At 48.3% G+C, this 20,059-nt stretch carries 9 protein-coding genes; 6 read left to right on the forward strand and 3 right to left on the reverse strand.

The annotated features are described in order from the left end of the window. Positions 1-42 precede the first annotated feature (42 nt). The 6 genes from JT717_RS04745 (at position 43) to JT717_RS04770 (ending at position 11,042) form a co-directional block, all read left to right on the forward strand. Positions 43-3,150, forward strand: a complete 3,108-nt coding sequence (locus tag JT717_RS04745; RefSeq protein ID WP_205509018.1) for a SusC/RagA family TonB-linked outer membrane protein — start codon at positions 43-45, stop codon at positions 3,148-3,150. Between the two features lie 18 nt (positions 3,151-3,168). Then, a complete protein-coding gene (locus JT717_RS04750) occupies positions 3,169-4,740 on the forward strand; it encodes a RagB/SusD family nutrient uptake outer membrane protein (RefSeq protein ID WP_205509019.1) in 1,572 nt (523 codons plus the stop codon). A 190-nt stretch (positions 4,741-4,930) separates the two neighbouring features. Then, positions 4,931-5,749 carry a hypothetical protein gene (locus JT717_RS04755; protein ID WP_205509020.1) on the forward strand — a complete coding sequence of 273 codons (819 nt, stop codon included), beginning with the start codon at positions 4,931-4,933 and terminating at the stop codon, positions 5,747-5,749. 610 nt (positions 5,750-6,359) lie between these two features. Continuing rightward, positions 6,360-7,355, forward strand: coding sequence for an L-glyceraldehyde 3-phosphate reductase (mgrA, locus tag JT717_RS04760; protein WP_205509021.1), 996 nt, complete (start codon positions 6,360-6,362; stop codon positions 7,353-7,355). A 373-nt stretch (positions 7,356-7,728) separates the two neighbouring features. Further along, a complete protein-coding gene (locus tag JT717_RS04765; protein WP_205509022.1) occupies positions 7,729-10,068 on the forward strand; it encodes a glycoside hydrolase family 2 TIM barrel-domain containing protein in 2,340 nt (779 codons plus the stop codon). A gap of 77 nt (positions 10,069-10,145) precedes the next feature. After that, positions 10,146-11,042, forward strand: coding sequence for an aldo/keto reductase (locus JT717_RS04770; protein WP_205509023.1), 897 nt, complete (start codon positions 10,146-10,148; stop codon positions 11,040-11,042). 114 nt (positions 11,043-11,156) lie between these two features. Here the strand turns inward: JT717_RS04770 and JT717_RS04775 are convergent, their stop codons facing one another. The 3 genes from JT717_RS04775 to JT717_RS04785 form a co-directional block, all read right to left on the reverse strand. After that, complete coding sequence (locus JT717_RS04775) at positions 11,157-14,807, reverse strand: DUF7948 domain-containing protein (RefSeq protein ID WP_240347815.1); 3,651 nt, start codon at positions 14,805-14,807, stop codon at positions 11,157-11,159. Positions 14,808-14,876: 69 nt separating this feature from the next. Then, positions 14,877-15,896: a PorP/SprF family type IX secretion system membrane protein gene (locus JT717_RS04780; protein ID WP_240347816.1), complete on the reverse strand. Its 1,020-nt coding sequence runs from the start codon at positions 15,894-15,896 to the stop codon at positions 14,877-14,879. A gap of 303 nt (positions 15,897-16,199) precedes the next feature. Continuing rightward, complete coding sequence (locus tag JT717_RS04785) at positions 16,200-19,862, reverse strand: DUF7948 domain-containing protein (protein ID WP_205509025.1); 3,663 nt, start codon at positions 19,860-19,862, stop codon at positions 16,200-16,202. Between the last annotated feature and the right edge of the window lie 197 nt (positions 19,863-20,059).

The following is a 20,059-nucleotide window of genomic DNA, read 5'->3' on the forward strand; positions in this document are numbered from 1 at the left end:
TGTTACTGCTTTCATCATTATAAAATCGACTAATAATTGCATATGAAAAAAACCAAAACACTTCACCGATGTGAGCACCTGAACGGCGCTTTTATTGGTTTGCTTATGCTGTTCAGTTTGCTGCTGTGTTTGCCGGTGTTCGGGCAGGAAGCCAGGAAACTGACCGGTACGGTAACAGATGCCAATGGCCAGCCGCTGGCAGCTATCAATGTAACGGTGCAGGGAACACGTAATGGGGTAAGTACCGATGAAGCCGGCCGTTTTTCGCTCTCGGTGAAACCCGGTGAAGAACTGCTGATCTCCGGCGTAGGATTTCAGGCGCAACGCATCAAAGTGAGTGATGAAACCAACCTTTCCATCAAGCTGGCTGAAGCAGGTAATAACCTGAATGAAGTAGTAGTGATCGGGTATGGTACACAAAAACGGCTAGAAGTAACCGGCTCGGCGGTACGTGTGGGCGGCAGCGACCTGGAAAAAACACACAGCACATTCACGCTACAGGCTTTGCAGGGCCAGGCAGCCGGCGTGCAGGTCTTATCCAATTCGGGCCAGCCGGGTGATGCTATCAAGATCAGGATCCGCGGCTTGGCCACCAATGGCAACAGCGATCCGCTATTCGTGGTAGACGGTATGCAAACCGATGATATCAGTTACCTGAACCCCGCCGACATAGAAACCATGGATGTGCTGAAAGACGCGGCATCTGCAGCTATTTATGGTACCCGCGGCGCCAATGGCGTCGTATTGATCACCACCAAACGCGGAAGAAGCGGTAAGAAGACCGTTACCTTCGATGCTTTTTATGGCTGGCAGAATCCTTCCCGTAAAATGGGTGTTCTGAATGCCAAAGAGTACGCGACCATCATGAATGAAGCGGCGCTTAACTCAGGCAAACCGCCTTATTTTGTTTTCTCCCAGGCCCAGATCGACAGTATGGGCAGCGGTACCGACTGGCAGGAAGAAGCTACCAATAAAAATGCCGCTATGCAGCAGTACAATCTGGGTTTTTCAGGAGGTAATGAACAGAGCACCTTCGCAGCGGGATTGTCGTATATGAAACAGGACGGTATAGTAGGGCAGAAGGACAAATCGTATTACGAACGGATTGGCCTGCGCCTGAATTCAACCCATAAATTAATAGGCGATATCGTACGTTTTGGCGAGAACCTGAACTATGTACATTATAGTAACAGTGGTATTGGCACCGGCAATATTTACGGCAACTCTATCAGGGGCCTCCTTAATACCAGTCCGGTCTTTCCTGTATACAATGCCGACGGCAGCTTTGCCAAATCAACCATGACGCCCGATGAAATGAACCCCATAGCGGCCATGGATGCGCTTAATAATAATAAGACCATTGGCGACCGCATTGTGGGCGACATGTACCTGGAAGCTACGATTGTCAAAGGCCTCACCTTCAAATCTGATTTTGGGATTGACCTTACCTATTATTCTACAAATAAATTCATTCCGGAGTACAACCTGGCTACCAATAACGTGACCACCACTACAACGGCTGAAATGGGCCTGTACCGCAACATGACCTGGAACTGGGATAATACCCTTACCTATCAGCGCAGTTTTGGCGATCACAAGATCACCCTGATGGCAGGTACTACGGCGCAGGAATACAATGGATTTAATGTATTCGGCAGCAAACAGGACCTTACCATTCCCGATTTTGACCATGCCATCATTGATAACGGGAAAGAAGGTACGCAGAAAGCCACAGGCCGGCGCGTGGAAAGTGCGCTGAATGCTTATTTCGGCCGTGTCAATTATAATTTTGCCGACAAATACTTATTTTCTGCCATTATTCGCCGTGATGGTTCTACCCGCTTCGGCAGCAACAATCGCTATGCTACCTTTCCTTCCTTCTCTGCAGGATGGGTGGTAACACAGGAAGATTTCTTTACCAAACCTGGTTTCCTGAACTTTTTTAAGATCCGCGGAGGTTGGGGAAAAAATGGGAACGACCGCATCGGCGATTTCCTGTATATGGCAACGCTGAGCTCTTCCTTTATGGGTTATTATTTTGGTGGTATCAATGCAGGCGGGCAAACGATTGGTACAGCACCTGATAAAATTCCCAATCCCGACCTGAAATGGGAAGCAGCCGAACAAACCAATATCGGCTTCGACGCTACCCTTTTTGATAAACTGAATATCACTTTCGACTGGTTCAATAAAGCCACCAGGGACTGGCTGGTACAGGCAAAAGTGCCTGATGTGGTAGGTACCGGCGCTCCTTATATCAATGGCGGCGATATCGTGAACAAAGGCGTTGAGCTGGGCCTGAACTATCAGCGGAATTTTGGCCAGGTACGGGTGACCGTAGGCGGCAATATTGCCTTCCTCAAAAATACCGTGCGGGCCGTGCCCAATGAAGAAGGCGTCATCCATGGCAGCACCAATGTGCTTTCTTCCAATACCGAAGAATTCTATCGCATCCAGAATGGATATCCGGTAGGTTATTTCTGGGGTTATCAAACCGCCGGTTTGTTCCAGAACCAGCAGGAGGTTACTGATTATAAAAGCAAGACCGGCGCTATGATCCAACCCAATGCATTGCCTGGTGACGTGCGTTTTGTAGACCGCAATGATGATGGCCAGATAACCGTAGCCGATAAAACCCAGATCGGCAGTCCGATTCCCACGCATACCTATGGTATCAATTTATCGGCTTCCTGGAAAGGACTGGATATTTCATTATTACTGAGCGGTTCCGGTGGCAACGATATTATTGATGGAACCCATGCCCATGACCGCTATTATAATAATTACAGCACCCGGATCCTCAAGCGCTGGCATGGCGAAGGTACTTCCACTACCATACCCCGCGTAACCATGGGTGATGAAGCCAATAAGAACTATAATAATTTTTCTGACCTCTTTGTGCACAATGGAGCGTTCATGCGCTTGCGCAATCTGAATATCGGCTATGACCTGAAAGCTGGTTTATTACGTAACCTGCCTTTACAGCAGCTTAGATTTTATATTAACGGCACCAACCTGCTCACATTCACCCATTATAAAGGCATCGATCCAGAAGTAGGTTATGGTACTGAACCCTGGGCTTCGGGTATTGACCTGGGTTATTATCCCCAGCCACGTGTTATTTCGGTTGGACTGAGTGCAAAATTTTAATAAAATAATTGAGAATATATGAGACAGTTATTTTTTGCTGTGCTGCTGGTTTTGCTGGTAACTGCCTGCAGCAAAAGTTTTTTGGAGAAAACCCCGATCAACCAGAAAGTGGAATCTGATTTTTATAAAACGCCGGGCGATGCCTTCGAAGCCCTGGTCGCGGCTTATAGTGTGCTGAACTACGACGGCCATGGCAATATCTGGCTGAGCTCGGAGATCGCTTCCGATAATTGTTTTGGCGGCGGCGGCACATCCGATAATGGTTTAAGACAATGGGATAATTTCCAGTCTTACCTCGATCATAACGCCGCAGCCTGGAAGAAATATTATACCGGCATTTACCGCACCAATATGTTTCTGAAAAAGATCGATGGCGTTAATTTCGGCGGTGATGCCGCCTTAAAAGACCAGTACACCGGCGAAGCCAGATTCCTGCGCGCTTATTTTTATTTCGATCTGGTACGGATGTTTGGCAAGGTACCCCTGCTTACAGCGCCCATTGAAGGCACTAACTTCAATGTATCCCAATCAACACCAGATAGTGTATACGCGCTTATAGCCAGTGACCTTAAAGAATCGATCACCCTTTTGACAGCTTCGGCCAAAAAATTCAATCAAATACCTGCAGAAGAATATGGACGCGTGACCAAATGGGCCGCAGAAGCCTTACTCGCACGCGTGTATTTGTATTATACCGGTTATTACACTAAGAACGACCTGGCCGGAATCGTGACCAAACAGGAGGCAATAAACGCTGCAGAAGATGTGATCCAGAACAGTGGTTATGACCTGGTGGACAAGTTTCCCAGCCTGTTCCGGGCATCCGCCGGAAGTAGTTTTGCCGGACAGAATAATAAAGAAGGCGTTTTTGTGATCCAGTACACTGATAAAGGACTTGGTAACTGGAACCAGCAGAATGGGAACCGCGTACAGGTAATGGTAGGTATCCGCAACCAGGTGCTTGATCCCTATTACAAAGGCTGGGGCATAGCTCCCGTGAATGGAAAACTGTGGAATGCGTATGAAACAGGCGATGCCCGCCGGTCGGCAACCATTATTTCCATTGTTGACGAGAACCTGCCTTTCAATACAGCCACCACCGATCAGGCGCAATACACGGGATATTACTGGAAGAAATATACGCCGATGGGTGGCGCCGACAGGCCTGATGCGAATGGCGGCGATTTTCAAATAGATAATTTTGACAACTATGCAGTGATCCGTTTCGCCGATGTATTGTTGATGGGCGCTGAATTGAATCTGAGCAGCAATCTTGCGAAGGCCCAGGGCTATTATGACCGGGTACGAGACCGCGCTTTCAACAGCACTACCCGCCGCAATACACTTACCAACGATGCCAACGGCTTACAACTGATCATGACGGAACGCTGGCTCGAACTGGCCTTGGAGGGACACCGTTACTGGGATCTGCTGCGCCAGGGATTGACCACAGCGAAACAGGCGATCGACAACAATACCGGCAATGAATTCAATGTAAGCTTTCGCACTGAAACAAAGGGTTTGTTTGAAATACCGCAAACCCAGATCGGATTATCGAATGGAACGATTACGCAGAATGGGGGCTGGTAGCAAATGTGGCGCCTTATGCTATTGAAAGAAAGACGTATAAACAGATGTTACAAGTTTAACAGGTTTCAGGTTACAGGAATACAAAAACCGGTAACCCATGGCCTGAAACTTGTGACCGGAACCCCGGCCTCAGAAACCTTAAGCTCGAAGCCCTGTAACCTGGAACTTGTAACACATAAAATCGATCACCATGCAACAATTAAAACTAGTTATATTAATAGCAGTGGTCTTATTTATCGTCCGCTGTTCACCATCAGAAAAAAGGGAATCATTGCCTGCCCCCCTCACCAAAGAGGACCTGAAATTCTCTGTGACCCAGCAAACCAATAAAGACAATGTGGTGTATCTGAAAAGTTTCACCAGCAATGCCATTCCCTCATGGACCTACGAGGGCGGTTTCTCTACCCGTGAATACGACACCCTGGTCTTTCCCTTTTCGGGTGAGTATGTTATTAAGTATGGCGCCAGCTCTGGGGGTGGCTTTGTAGCGGGTGATTCTGTAAAAATAAAAGTCAGCAAAACAGACTTGTCAACCATCACCGATCCGGAATGGGAATGGCTGACCAATGGACAGAACGGTAAGACCTGGGTACTGGATATGGATTTCCCCATCGGCTGGTATGGCCTCGATTATGGCAAACCCAGCGGTGATAACTGGTCATGGCACCCCGACTATGCAGGCAATTCCTGGACAATGACAAAGCGGGACTACGGCTCCATGTATTTCGATCTCAACAATGGAAAGAACTACACCCGCGTCTTGCTGGATGCAGGTGGCAATGCGACCACCTGCACCGGAAAATTTGATATTGATCTGAAGAACAAATTGGTAAAGCTGACCGGCTGTGAAATGTTATACGGCGGTGATTATTACAAAAATTCGAGCAACTGGAGCACGCTCCGGATCATTGATATGTCGGCCACCTCTATGACCCTGGCGGTGATCCGCGACAAACCAAACCCCGGCGACGGCATTTGTTATATCGGCTTCCGGTTTAAACCCCAATAGTTTACAGTTCGCAGTTCACAGTTTGCAGTTGTCCTGAGCTGCAGCTGTCCCATAACGGCGTGACCCAGGATTTTTAATGGCCAACTGCCAACTGCGGCAGCGGGTGAACGGTGAACTATGAACTGGAACTTTGAACCGGCTAGCTCTTCCTTTCCAGGTTGTTCGTCAGATGCATGAGCAGCCTGGTTTTTACGCCTTCCCACCAGCGATAAGCCATAATCTTTACACTTCTGGCTGCCAATGGCCAACTGGCAACCGGCTTTCATTAGTCCTTGCCCAGCAAGCAGTTATCCCGCCAAACGCAGGCCCCGCCTATATAAATTGTTAAAGGAACAGTTGTTAGTTTTATGTTTCAACATAATTAATTAAGGGATGTTGCGTTTAACATATGTACAGGTTACACCAGGGGAAGATGCGTAGAACTGTGTACAGTAAGATCCCGGTAGCTAAAGTATTATTCTTATATATACGTACTTAATTGATAGTAAGAAGCGTTATATATATTACGCATTGAATAACCTGGGTTATGTGTATTGGTACTCAATGCTGCCGTGGCTTCAGGATCGTGCTTTTCAACTAATTTTAAGCATTACATTAATCAATAACTAAGATGGCATATACTCCGTCTTCGACCCGTTATGATGCCATGACCTATAATCGTTGCGGCAATAGCGGTTTATTATTACCCGCTTTGTCACTGGGTTTGTGGCATAACTTCGGCGGCGTAGACGATTTCAAAAATGCGCGCCGTATTATCCGACATGCGTTTGACAAAGGCATCACCCATTTCGATCTGGCCAACAATTACGGGCCGCCGCCCGGCTCGGCAGAAGAGAATTTCGGGGCCATGTTGAAAAAAGATTTCAGTGGTAACCTGCGCGATGAGCTCATCATTTCATCCAAGGCAGGTTATGTAATGTGGGATGGACCTTATGGCAACTGGGGCTCCAGGAAATACCTGATGGCAAGCCTCGATCAGAGTTTGAAACGGATGCGGTTAAATTATGTCGACATCTTTTACTCGCACCGGCCCGATCCTGAAACGCCCCTGGAAGAGACCATGATGGCCTTGCATGATATCGTGAAAAGTGGAAAGGCCTTGTATGTTGGCATTTCAAATTATAAAGCGCCTGAAGCAAAAAAGGCGCTGGAGATCTTAAAGCAGGCAGGCACTCCTTGCCTCATACATCAGCCCAAGTATTCGATGTTTGAAAGATGGGTGGAAGACGGCTTGCTGGATGTGTTGGAGGAATATGGCGTAGGATGTATTCCTTTCTCGCCTTTAGCGCAGGGCTTGTTAACAGACAGGTATCTGAAAGGAATACCGGCCGATTCAAGAGCGTCAAAAGCGCATGGCTTTTTAAAGTCAAATGAAATTACGCCGGAGAAGCTGGAGAAAATTAGCAGGTTACATGTTATAGCTCAACGGCGTAACCAGTCGCTCGCGCAAATGGCCCTGAGCTGGTTGCTGAAAGATAAGCGCATAACAACGGTGCTGATCGGTGTAAGCTCAACAGAACAATTGGATAATAACCTGGCCTGTCTTGATAACAGGCATTTCTCAAACGAAGAGCTGAATGAAATTGAGTTGATATTGAAGAGCTAATAAATGGTTGTTTGCAAAATAATAAGCTAAAACGGCGAATAATATATAAGAGCATTGAAAGGATCTAAAACGCTTAGACAAAACAAAATTTAGTATTATATTGCACCGTTCGTAGAAACTACCTATCCATTTTTCCTGTAATGCATGTGCGCGTTGCAGTCATTGAATAAGGAGAAGTACCCATTCTATTCAATGAAACTGTTTCTCAAAGCATGCCTGAACTATAGGGAAAAAGTATAACCCCGCCAACAAAAACCGCAGAGAAGAGTAACCGCTGAGGTATTCTTACTGCTGGCGAGTTATATCTGGTCAGTAGTGTTTATACGGTTATGTCTGATATCTTATTTAGTAGCTACTTATCCATACACCTGAAATGAAAAAGACTATCCTGCATTTGTTGATCATGCATGGGATTTTAACCCAGGCGCTTGCACAGGGAACCGCAACCCACCCGCATTTAGGGACAGCTGAAGACCATTCCGCTTTGCGAGGTCTTTATGGTTCCAACGATCGTGCCAATAACAATATTAGAGCCAAGCTGCCGCTGCCTGCCTTACTGGGACAACAGGGACTTGCCAATAATACTTATAGCACCGCAGCCCATAACCGGGTGTTCGATTCTTATATTGAGCGGGTAACTATTGATGCCAAAGCATCCGGCGATTTTACGATGCAGGTGTTCAGTAGCGGTATACAAGCCGGCCAAACCATCGAGTTCCAGGTACTTGATCCCAATGGCAAACCGCTTGGCGAACCGTCTCAGGTGAATGCTGCTGAAAAAGCCGATATTAAAAAGCAGTTCTCCATGATCAGAACATGGAACCCCGAGAACCCCCACCTGTATCAGATCGTGTTGACATTAAAAGACGCATCTCAACAAGTATTATACACTTTTACTAAAAAATTCGGCTTCCGTACGGTAGAGTCGAAACCTGATGGTATCTATGTGAACGGCGTGAAAGTGATCTTCAAAGGCATTAACCGCCGCAGCGCCGAACTGGGTAATGCAAGAACTTCCGAAGAAGCTTACCTGTCAGACATCAATACCATGAAGGACCTGAACATGAACGCTGTGCGCTTGTCTTATTACCCGGTAGATCCTCACTTCTTCGACCTCTGCGATTCCATTGGTTTATTTGTGATCAGTGAGCTTACCGGCCCCGAACCGAAAAAAATGATCAAAGATGTCGTGTTCAGCGGTTTGAACCATCCTTCTGTAGTATGTTGGTCAACCGGTCCCGAACACGCCAGCAATAAAGAACTGGATAAAGAATTCAGCCTCTACGATGTGCAGAACCGTTATGTGATCCACCCCGTGGCCAAAGGCGGTAACAAACATTCAGATTTCAATTCTGTCGCCAATTCCATCATCTATGGCACCGAAGCCTTTATCCCGGTGGAAATTGGTAATGGGATCTATAATGGCGGCCGTGCGGCAGGGTTAGATGAGTTCTGGACAGAAGCCAGCAAGTCGTCTAAATTCTCTGGAACCTTCCTCGCTTCTTACCGCGATGAGAATGGTATTGAATCTGCCAGTGGTTATGATATAAAATCGAAAGAGAAATGGGCCAGCTATTATGCGATCAAAGAGATCTGGGCCCCGCTTGGTTTCGATATTAACAATCTTACTTCCTCATTCAATGGTGTGATCACTGTTGAGAACAAATTCCTGTATACCAATCTTACCCGGTTAAAGTTCAACTGGAAATTGGTCCTCTTCCCCAAAGCAACCCAGAAGACCCTGGAGCCGCTGGTAGTGGAAGAAGGAAAAGTGGAATCGCCGTATACCGGTCCTGGTGAAAAAGGCCAGTTGAAGTTCACCTTCACCCAGCCCTGGATGCATTGCAGTGCATTGGTATTAACTGTTCTCGATAACAAGGATAAAGAAGTATATACCTGGACCTTCCCCATTATGAAACCAGAAGATGTGGTGAAGACCAGCCCTGAAGTAGCTTCTATCTCTACCATTATGCGTACTGAAGATCCTGAGCACCTTTCGCTGGTTTGCGATGGTATCAACTATATCTTCGACAAAAAGAATGGCAGTCTTACCAAAGTATATGTAGGTAAAAGAGATCTTTCGTTTCAGGGTCCTTTCCTGGCCGGTGTTTCCGGTTATACTTTGGCCGATTTCAAACACCTGGTAAAAGACAATACGCATTACGTTGATGTTACCTATAAAGGCGAGCACTCCCTGAATGTGAAATGGACATTCCACACCGGCGACCTGCCCAAGATGGATTATTCATACACCATGAAATCGCCTAATGAGTTTGTAGGTATCACCTTCAAATATCCCGAAGAAAAGATCACCGGTATGAAGTGGTTTGGCCGCGGCCCCTTCCAGGTTTGGAAGAACCGCCTGAAGGGACAACAGTTAGGCGTATGGGAAAGATCGAACCGCGGTGCAAACACAGCCGAGTTCAAAGGATGGCATGCCGATATTTACTGGGTTCAGTTCCAGACAAACATGGGTAATTTCACCTTCTATACCGATCAGTCAAATCTGTTCCTGCAAATGTTCAGCCCCCTCAAGCAGGGCGCCCTGCTGAATGAGTTCAGCAGCGCTCCATTCCCTGATAACGGTAACATCGGGTTCATGCACCAGATCAGCGGTTTGAGCACCAAACCAGCTGATAATGTTGCTGCCAAAAGCCTGAAAAGCGCCAATGAGCAGCTGAGCGGCACTTTGTATTTCGATTTCAGATGGTAATGTAGCACTATAATAATGTAAAAAGCGTGGCACGGTTTCGAACCGTGCCACGCTTTTTTTAGTTATACCTTTATACCATGGAATATGTACAATTAGGCAGATCAGATCTGCGGATCAGCCGTATTGGCTTTGGATGTATGTCGTTAGGCGATGATGATGCCGCCAATGAAAAGATCCTGCACCGGGCATTGGACCTGGGCATTAACTTTTTTGATACGGCCGATCTGTATGCAAAGGGGATGAATGAAGTGTCCGTTGGCAAAGCGCTGAAAGCACACCGCAGCAAAATATATATCGCCACCAAGGTGGGTAATCAGTGGCGCGCCGATGGCAGTGGCTGGGACTGGAACCCTCGCAAAGATTACATGCTGGCCCAGGTGGAAAAGAGCCTGCAGCGGCTGCAAACCGATTATATCGATCTGTACCAGTTGCATGGCGGTACCATCGATGATCCCATCGGTGAGACCATTGAGGCCTTCGAATTGTTGAAGCAGCAGGGAAAGATCAGGTATTATGGCATCTCTTCCATTCGCCCCAATGTGATCAGGGAGTATATCAAACGATCGAATATCGTGAGCGTGATGATGCAATACAGTTTGTTAGACCGCAGACCCGAAGAATCGGCCTTACCGTTATTGCTGGAACATAATATAGGCGTATTGGCCCGGGGCGCTGTGGCGCAGGGATTACTGGTGAATAAAACAGCAAAACCCTATTTAAATTATTCACAGCAGGAAGTAGAGCAGGCAGCAGCAGCCGTGCAATCAATATCCAATGCCCGCCGGAATGCGGCTCAAACCGCCATCGGCTTCGTCTTACAGCATCCTGCTTTAACAGCAGCCGTAACTGGTATAAGAACAATGGAGCAGTTGGAAGAAGCTGTTGCAGCCATTGATTCACCTTCCCTTACAGAAGCAGAAATGAAGAAGCTGCAGGCATCATTGATCGCTAATAAGTATGAGCAACACCGGTAGCAGCAATTGGCAGCTGGCAATTCGCAGTTCTCAGTTGGCCTGTATTGCAAACTGCCAACTGCAAACTGCGTACACACCACTATGTTTTCAAAACATGTAATTACTTAGAAAGCATCACCTAATAAGCGTGATATCTCCCGTCTTTCGCAGCTTTTGCCCATCAAAGAACTCCACATCTAACGTATAGGCATATACATCCATGGGCTGCAGCTGGCCTTTAAAAGTGCCATCCCAGCCAATGCGGCGATCCTGGGTCTCAAACACCAGTTTTCCCCAGCGGTTGTAAATGCGCCAGTTCATTTTCGCAATACCAAAACCGCTTACCATTACAATGCCGTTGCGGCCAAAGCGGCCCGGAGTAAAGGCGTTGGGCACATCGAGCAATGGATTGATCAGGGCCTGAACCGGTTTGCAAACCGTATCGGTACAATAGTCGGCAGAGACCGCCACCAGGCAAACTTCGAAATTACCAGTGGCATTATACTGATACATGACCGTATCCTTTGTTCTTTTAACTACCTGTTCGCCATCGCCAAAATGCCATTGGTATTCCATGGCAGGGCCCGACAAATTGGTAAAGATGGTCGGTTTATTAACCTCCGGCGTAACCGGCGCGAAAGAAAAATCAGCTACCGGTTTCGCATACACATTGATCACCTGAACGATGGTATCCGCTTTATTACAGGTGTTGGTATCTGTGACGATCAGGGTAACCGGGTACCTGCCTATATTGGTATAGGTATGGCTGGGGTTCACTTCTGTTGAAGTGGCGCCATCCCCAAAATCCCAGGAAAATTGATGGCCGGCCAGCGACGTGTTGTTGAAGAAGGCGGTGTAGGGAGCACAGCCGGTAGCCGGTGTTTCAAAGCGGGCAACCACCAGCGGCGATACCCGCAGTTCCTGAAATGCCGTATCTGGCGAATTACAATACGCGGTGTCATTCAGGATAAGCCTGGATAAATAAGTACCCGGCGCGGCATAAGAATGCTGTATCGTCTTGTTCGCCGGTGTTATGCGGGTGCCATCCCCAAATTCCCAGATAAAACTGTTGGCATTAAAAGGTTTGCCGGGCGGGAAAGTGGAGATATTTTCAAACTCGTAATTCAGCGCTTCGCAGGGTGCTAATTTTTTCACTGTGTAACTGACCTTCGCTTCATCATCGCGCACATGAATGGTTACATAGGCCGTATCGCGGATATTACAGGAAGCAGAATCGATAGCGATCAGCCGCACCCGGTAGGTACCCACCGCATGAAAAGTATGCGACACATTGTATACGGTAGTTGTTACATCAGGGCTGCCATCGTCAAAACTCCATTCATAACTTTTCGCATCCAATACCGTATCTCGAAAATTTAAAGTGAAAGGCACGCAGCCCACTGTATCAAAATTGCCTCTGAAATAAGCTTTAGGGCCGGCGCCAACACCTGCAAAATTGAAGAGGATCTTCACCGCGCCCAGGTTACAGCCCGTGCCGCCGGTTCCATTCGCGGGTCCTACCACACCGGGCGTTATAGGATATGGCCGGGTTATGCGGGAGGGCGTACTGCCAAAACAGTTGGCGCAAATGGCCTGGTAAATAGCGCCCTGTTTATCAAAGCGGCTGGTGCCGCCATCAACGTGTTCGCCAAAGCCACCGCTTTGTCCAAAGTAAGTACCATATAACAGGGAGGAAGCGTTCTTTTCCAGTACGATAAAATAAAAATCACGGTCATCGGTGACCGATTTCAGGGCGTCAGGGGTTATCGGCATGTTGGCCACGCCGCCCAGGTCGTATGGGTCTTTATCGGTCGAATGCCAACCACCCCAGCCAGATACATACACATTCTCACAACGGTCAACCATAAAGGCCACCGGTGAAATATTGGGTTTTGGTCCGGCCCCGAAAGTGGTGGAATAAACAATGCCCGTAAGATCGGCTTGCAGTTTTACTATAAATTGTTTGGTGTCTGGGATGCTGTAGGCGGCATTGATCACCGGCCAGCCACCCCGGCTCGTACCCATCACGTAAGGATAACCGGTGAGATCGAACTGGATGCCATAGACCAAATCGATTTGGGGCGTGCCCAGGAAGGTCGTGCGTTTTATAGCCGTGCCGTCGTTGGAAAATATAGAAACATAACCGTCGATATTACCTGCCAGCACATCGCTGATAACGCCATTGGTAAAACCTGGTACGGTGCCGGGCAGGCTGGGGCTTGCAGTGCCGCCGGCCACATAAACATCGTTGGTGACAGGGTGTATGGCCAGTACAAAAGCGGCATCATCGGCTGATCCGCCGATGAAAGAACTCCATAGAATGGTATTACAATCGGGATTTATTTTGAGCACAACGCCGTCCTGGGCGCCCCCTCTTTTATTTTGAAAGCCACCGCCGCGCATGGGAAAATTATCTGATTGTGACTGACCGGCCACATAAATAAAACCGGCCTCATCGAGGATCACTTCACTGTGCGAGTGGTCGCCATAGTTCCTGAGCAGGGAGGTGCTGCGGAATGGACTGGTCTGGCTGGTGGTCACTAACTGGTCTTCAATATTCAGACCATCGTTCTCAGCGCCGCCGATACGCATGGAACCGATCAGGGCGCTGCCGGTGGCGTTCAGTTTGGTGACGATCATATCACATTTGCCGCCGGGACCTACCACCGTACCAGGATAATCACCGGAATAGGTTCTGCCCAAGACGACCAGGTTGCCCTGCTTATCGCAATACAAGCTATGCGGAACATCATCTTCGTTGCCACCGAGATAAGTGGCATACTCGCGCCTGTCGCCATTGGGACTGAACTTTAAGATGCCTATGTCGATGCCCCGGATGCCGCCATTGGAGTGGGTGGTTTTATAAGCGCCGGGTGTAACCGGAAAGCCGCCGTGTTTGAATACGATACTGCCGGAAAATAAAGAGCCGTCAGGGCCTGGTGTGGCCGTGAAACCGTATTCGTCGGATGTAGAACCGGTGAATGAGGAGAAGATGATCGCCGGATCGATCACCAGCGTACTGGTCTTTGCATAATCTGCCGTTTTAAAACGCACGATATTCTTTCCCTCGAGTGTATAGGCGCAGTGGGTTTCGCGTTTGCCATGCACTTTATCGAAAAGATAGGAGTAAGGGTAAAGCTCTCTGACCTCGCCCACACTTGTTTTGATGACCAGCTCACTGTTCCTGATCGACAGCTTATCGGCGCCCTCGTATTTCATGACGATCTTAGCTGGGTCGCCGCCCGGGTTCACAATGATATCGTATTTCAACCGGCCGTTCTCGGAGTAATACCGTACATCGATGTTGGGATAGATATTTTTATAGATCACCGCCTGGCAGCTTTTTATAAAACTTCTCCATTTGGAAGGATCATTGCCGATAAGATAATTGGTATAACCGGGAAGAATTTTGTCAGGAACGATCTCCGGGTTTTCGGCAGCGCCCACAAATTGCACCTGGTAGGCATGTGACCGAATGGTGAGGCTGTTATTGCCGGAAGCTTCGGCAGTGCTGTTCCGGGCTTTCGGCTTGTTATTGTGCTGGCCGCCATGGAGCAAAGCCTCGTGGCTATCGTGCAGCAGCTGCAGGTCGCTGCTATTATGTTGTACTACGGTAAAACCGTTCTTCCGAAGATAGAAATTACCGGTGGGCAGATCGCTTTTAAAAGCTACCTGTTTATCCCACTGTCCTTTATTCTCTATAAACTCAAAAGTGGAAGGGCCCTGCGCTACCGATCGTATAACGCCGCTAAGAAGCGCTATAGCTACCAGGATATGTTTAACCAAGATTTGCGTTTTCAAAGTGTATTTAATAGGAAGGTTGCAATAATATTGAATTACTGCGAGGCTACTGAACTAATATTTAAATGAAGGGCACATAGATTGTCTTCTGTCGCCATTGTATTCATTATAGAACCCATGCCGCAACAAGGCAAATTCAAAGGCGCCACGGGAATAATTATACTGGTTCAGCGATGATGTGGTGGCATCATAGGTGAACATCAGCTTAATGGCTTTCCACTCAAATCCGATCATGGGTATAACCGCATCGCCCGGGCGATAATATAAACCGCCGATCAATTGTGTTTCGCCATCGCCGGAGAGATTGTACTGCACATTGCCGCCGGCTACCAGCTCACTGGCTTTGGCCGTGCTGCTGAAATAAGCCATGGGGTTTACGATCACCTGCTCGTTCAGTTTAATGCTGGCATTGGCAAAGGCATTGTACCGCCGGGGAAGGCGGGAATCAAAATCGGCTGCATCATTGTTGAAGAAGGATTCCCGTGGCTGGTTGATATGCCATACGGAGATGCCCCCGTTTATATACAATCTGTCGGTAGGAAAGTAGGCGTAGTTCACGCCCACCTGCATATCGAAGTAATTTACATTCGGTTGATCGAGCACCACACTGGTAGGCAGGTTGCTGTCGAAGAACTTGCCATCAAACTGATCGGGAAATTTAAGGTCAGTGGTGTTGATGCGTTTGTTGGCCCAGCCTACATTAAAACCGGCCGATAACAAATGCGCTACGCCCAGCATCTGATGATAGGCTGCAGAAGCATATATCTTAGTTGAGGTAAGACTGCCTGAACCGGCTACATCGCGAAGGATAACTCCGCCCAAACCCAGCCAGCCGCTTTCAATACGATCTCTGAACACCTGGGCATCGCCCCAAATGCTCATAGTTTTGTATGGCACGCTCATGATCGTTGACCACTGGTTGCGGTAATTAATACCCACCCGGTAATCGGCATCGGGAATAAAGCCCGTATTGGCCGGGTTGGTTGTGAGCGGGGAATTAAACCATTGTGAAAAGTGTAGATCCTGTGCTGCTGTTTGAAAGCAGAAGCACACGATACATGAAATTGGCAGCATCACCTTTAGTAGAAATCGGTTTAAAATTTCCCGGGTCACAGGGGGCCGCACTGTCTTAGTTACTGTAATTGTCTTCATAACCACCTGTTCTAAAATTACAATTTGTTATACCACCGTCAAGCTTTTAGGGAGCTTTAACGTATTATTATAAAAGGCTTAATGCTCAATGCGCAAGGTGTAACGCTCAACGCTTAACGCTTGTTGCGCAACTGCTTATTACCGCGGGCATCCCGTACTGTAAGGCGCTGGCTTCCGCCTGTGAACTTTATGCCTTCTGCCTTTTTGGCTTTTTGCCTTTTGCCTCTAGCGTATTAACGTAATATCCCCCGTCTTTCTTAGTTTTCTTCCGTCGGAAAATTCCACATCGAGCGTATAGGCATATACATCCATCGGTTGTGGCTGGCCTTTGTAGGTGCCATCCCAGCCCGACTTCCGGTTATTTGTTTCAAATACGAGTTGTCCCCAACGATTATAGATCTTCCAGCTCATTTTGGCGATACCAAATCCGGCAACGGAAATATAGCTGTTCCTGCCAAAGCGGCCGGGCGTAAAGGCATTGGGCACATCGAGCAACGGATCAATGAGTGCTTCCACTGGTTTACAGATCGTATCGCTGCAATTAAACTCATTGAAAGTAATGAGGCAGGCATTGAATGTTCCGGTTGAATTGTATTGATGGCCTACAGTATCCATTGTTGTTTTAATGGTTGAATCGCCATCCCCAAATAACCATACATACCTTGTGCCACCGGTTGATAAATTGGTGAAGATCGTTGGCCGGTTGGTCACAGGTGGAACGGGCGTTACCGAGAAATCGGCGGTTGGCAGCGGATGCACACCAATATCCATGAAAGTAGAGTCCTCCTTGTTACAGGTGCTGGTATCAACCACCCTCAATCTCACGCGGTAATTGCCAACGTTGTTATACACGTGCACGGGGTTCACTTCCGTAGATGTAGTACCATCGCCAAAATCCCAGTAAAACTCCTGGCCGGCCAGTGACGTATTGTTGAAAATAGCTGTATAAGGCGCACAGCCCGATGGCGGCGTTTCGAACCGGGCATCTACCAGCGGCGATACCCGCAATTCCTTCTCAATGGAATCGGGCGAGTTACAATAAGCTGTATCGTGCAAGATCAATCTCGTTTTGTAGGTACCCGCCGAAGCATAGGAATGTTCCACTACCCGGTCTGCCGGTGTAACCCGGGTGCCATCCCCAAAATCCCAGGTAAAGCTGCTGGCCTGGAAGGGTTTGGTGGGCGGGAAGGTGGTGGTATTGGTGAACCGGTAATTCAGCGATTCGCAGGGCTGTAATTTGTTAGTCATGAACGCCAGCTCGGCCTTATCGGAACGCACATGAATGGTCACATACGCAGTATCGCGGATATTGCAGGTGGTGGAATCGATGGCGATCAATCGCACCCGGTAATCGCCCACCGCCGTAAACGTGTGTGTGACTTCAACATTGGTGGTAGTTTCATCGGGTGTACCATCGCCAAATGACCATTCATAACTTTTGGCATTGAGCACCGTATCCTTCAGGGTAACTGTAAAGGGCACACAACCCAGCGAGTCTACCGCGCCATTGAAATAAGGTTGCGGGCCGGAAGCCACACCGGCAAAATTGAATGCGATCTTGGCGGCCGCCAGGTTACAGTTCGAAGTGCCCGTACCATTTACGGGGCCAACAACGCCAGGCGTAATAGGGTAGGGCGCCGAAATATTGCCTACCGAACTGCCGAAACAGTTGGCGCAGATGGCCTGGTAAATAACCCCCTGGGCATCGTAGCGGCTGGTGCCCCCATCCACGTGTTCGCCCTCACCGCCGCTTTGGCCAAAAAAGGTACCATACAAGAGGGATGCCGCATCTTTTTTAATAACTATAAAATAGAAATCGTGATTGTCTGTAACGCTTTTCAATGCATCGGGCGTAATGGGCATACCTGCTACGCCCGACATATTAAAGGGATCGCGGCCATTGGCCGATATCCAGCCGCCCCAGCCGGAAATGTATACATTCTCGCAACGGTCGACCAGGAAAGCCACCGGTGAAATGTTCGGCCGGGCAGCACCGTTACCGAATGTTGTTGAGTAAATAAAATTCGACAGGTCGGGTTGCAGCTTGGCAATGAACTGCCTGGAGTTCCCCCCATTATAAGCTGCATTCACAATGGGCCAGGTACCTTCGGTAACCCCCATAATATATGGGATCCCCATTCTGTCGAACTTGATACCATATACCGCGTCAAATGCGCCGGTGCCCATGTAGGTGCTGCGCGTGATGGTAGAACCATTATTCGCGATCTGGGCCACAAAACCATCTGTAGCGCCCTGGCTTCCGCCCTGGTAAACCCCGCTTTTATTGCCGGGAAAATTGGAGCTGGTGGTAGCGCCCCCTACATAAATATCATTGTTCAGCGGGTTAACGGAAATAACAAAAGCTCCATCATCGCCGCTGCCGCCGAGGTAGCTGCTCCAGATCACATTGTTGCAGGTAGGATCTATTTTCATTACCACCCCGTCCTGGCTGCCACCGGCCGTGGCGCCGAATACAGAACCGATGATCCTGAAATTATCTGAACGCGTTTGTGCCGCCACGTAAATATTGCCGCTATTGTCCAGGGTGACTTCACTGCGGGAATCATCGCCATAGAAGCGCAGGGTAGATGTTAAGTTAATAGAGCCGCCTTCCTGCATGTCGCTGACGTTAACACCATCGGCGCCGGCGCCGCCAATGCGCAGGGAACCGATAATCGCCGTACCGGTAGCATTTAATTTGGTGACGGCAATATCGGCACTGCCGCCGGGGCCTATCAATGTACCCGGATACCGGGAAGAATAGGTTCTCCCCATGATCACCAGATTGCCCTGCGGATCACAGATAAGACTATGCGGATAATCGTTGCCTTCGGCGCCCAGGTATGTGGCATATAAACGCTGCGAACCGTCGGGACTGAACTTGAAAATGCCCATGTCTACGCCACCGTTGGTGGAACCGCCCTGGTAAGAAGATTGGTAAGCACCGGGCGATACGGGAAAACCATTTCCAAATACAATGCCGCCAGAGTATAAAGAACCATCCGGGCCGGGGGTTGCGGTAAAACCATATTGCCCCGCCCGGCTGCCTGTAAATGAAGAAAAGATCAGTGAAGGGTCAATGACCAGCGTGCTGTTGGGAGCGTAGTTGCCTACTTTAAACCGCACAGTATTATTATCGACCAGTTCATAGGCGCAGCTTGTTTCCTGCCTGCCTTTTACCAGGTCAAACTGGTAAGAATAAGGATATAGTTCCTTTACATCGCCCACCGAAGTTTTAATGATCAGCTCTTTATTTTTGATCAATAGTTTATCAGCTCCTTCATAGCGCATGCGGATATTGTTCACGTTACCACCGGGGTTTACGATAATGTCGTATTTCAAATGGCCGTTCTCGGAAAAATACCGCACATCGATGTTAGGGTAAACGTTCTTATACAGCACTGCCTGGAAGGTCTTTACGTTGTGCTGCCATTTGGAAGGATCATTGCCGATAAAATAATTGCTGTAGGTGGGTAACTGTTTATCGGGCATTATCACCGGGTTTTCGGAAGCGCCTACAAAATGAACCCGGTAAGCATGGGATCGAATGAGGTAGCCGGGCAGCGTAGCTGTATCCTGACCAGGCTTTTGCGGTTCAAACTTTTTGTCTTTGCCGGCGCGCGCATTTTTAGTCGTCACCGTATGGTCGTCTACCGCACCATGTTGACGGTGGAAATACCGTTGCAGATCGGTGGTGTTGTGTTGTACCACGGTAAAGCCATTTGCATGCAGGTAAAAATCACCTGCAGGCAATTCGCCTTTGAACTTTATTACATTCTCCCACTGGCCCTTGTTCTCGGTAAATTCAAATGTGGATGGCCCGCCCTGAGCGTTGATTTCAAGGGCTATGATGGTAAGAAGAAGTATGATCGAACTAATCCTGCCCAATGCCTGTCGGTTTTATTTATATAATTTGAACGTAATCACAACTATTCTTACCCGCCCGGTTACATTAAAAGCGTATTAAACCATGCAGTGTACATGAATAGCAAGGAAGTGAAACTAATTAAAAGGTACGTTAGTACGATGTTAACGGCCACAATTTCCAGTAAGCAATTAGCCGTTTACAATTTATGGTTCACGTA

The sequence above is a fragment of the Longitalea arenae genome (assembly GCF_016924755.1).
Classification (GTDB): domain Bacteria; phylum Bacteroidota; class Bacteroidia; order Chitinophagales; family Chitinophagaceae; genus Niastella; species Niastella arenae.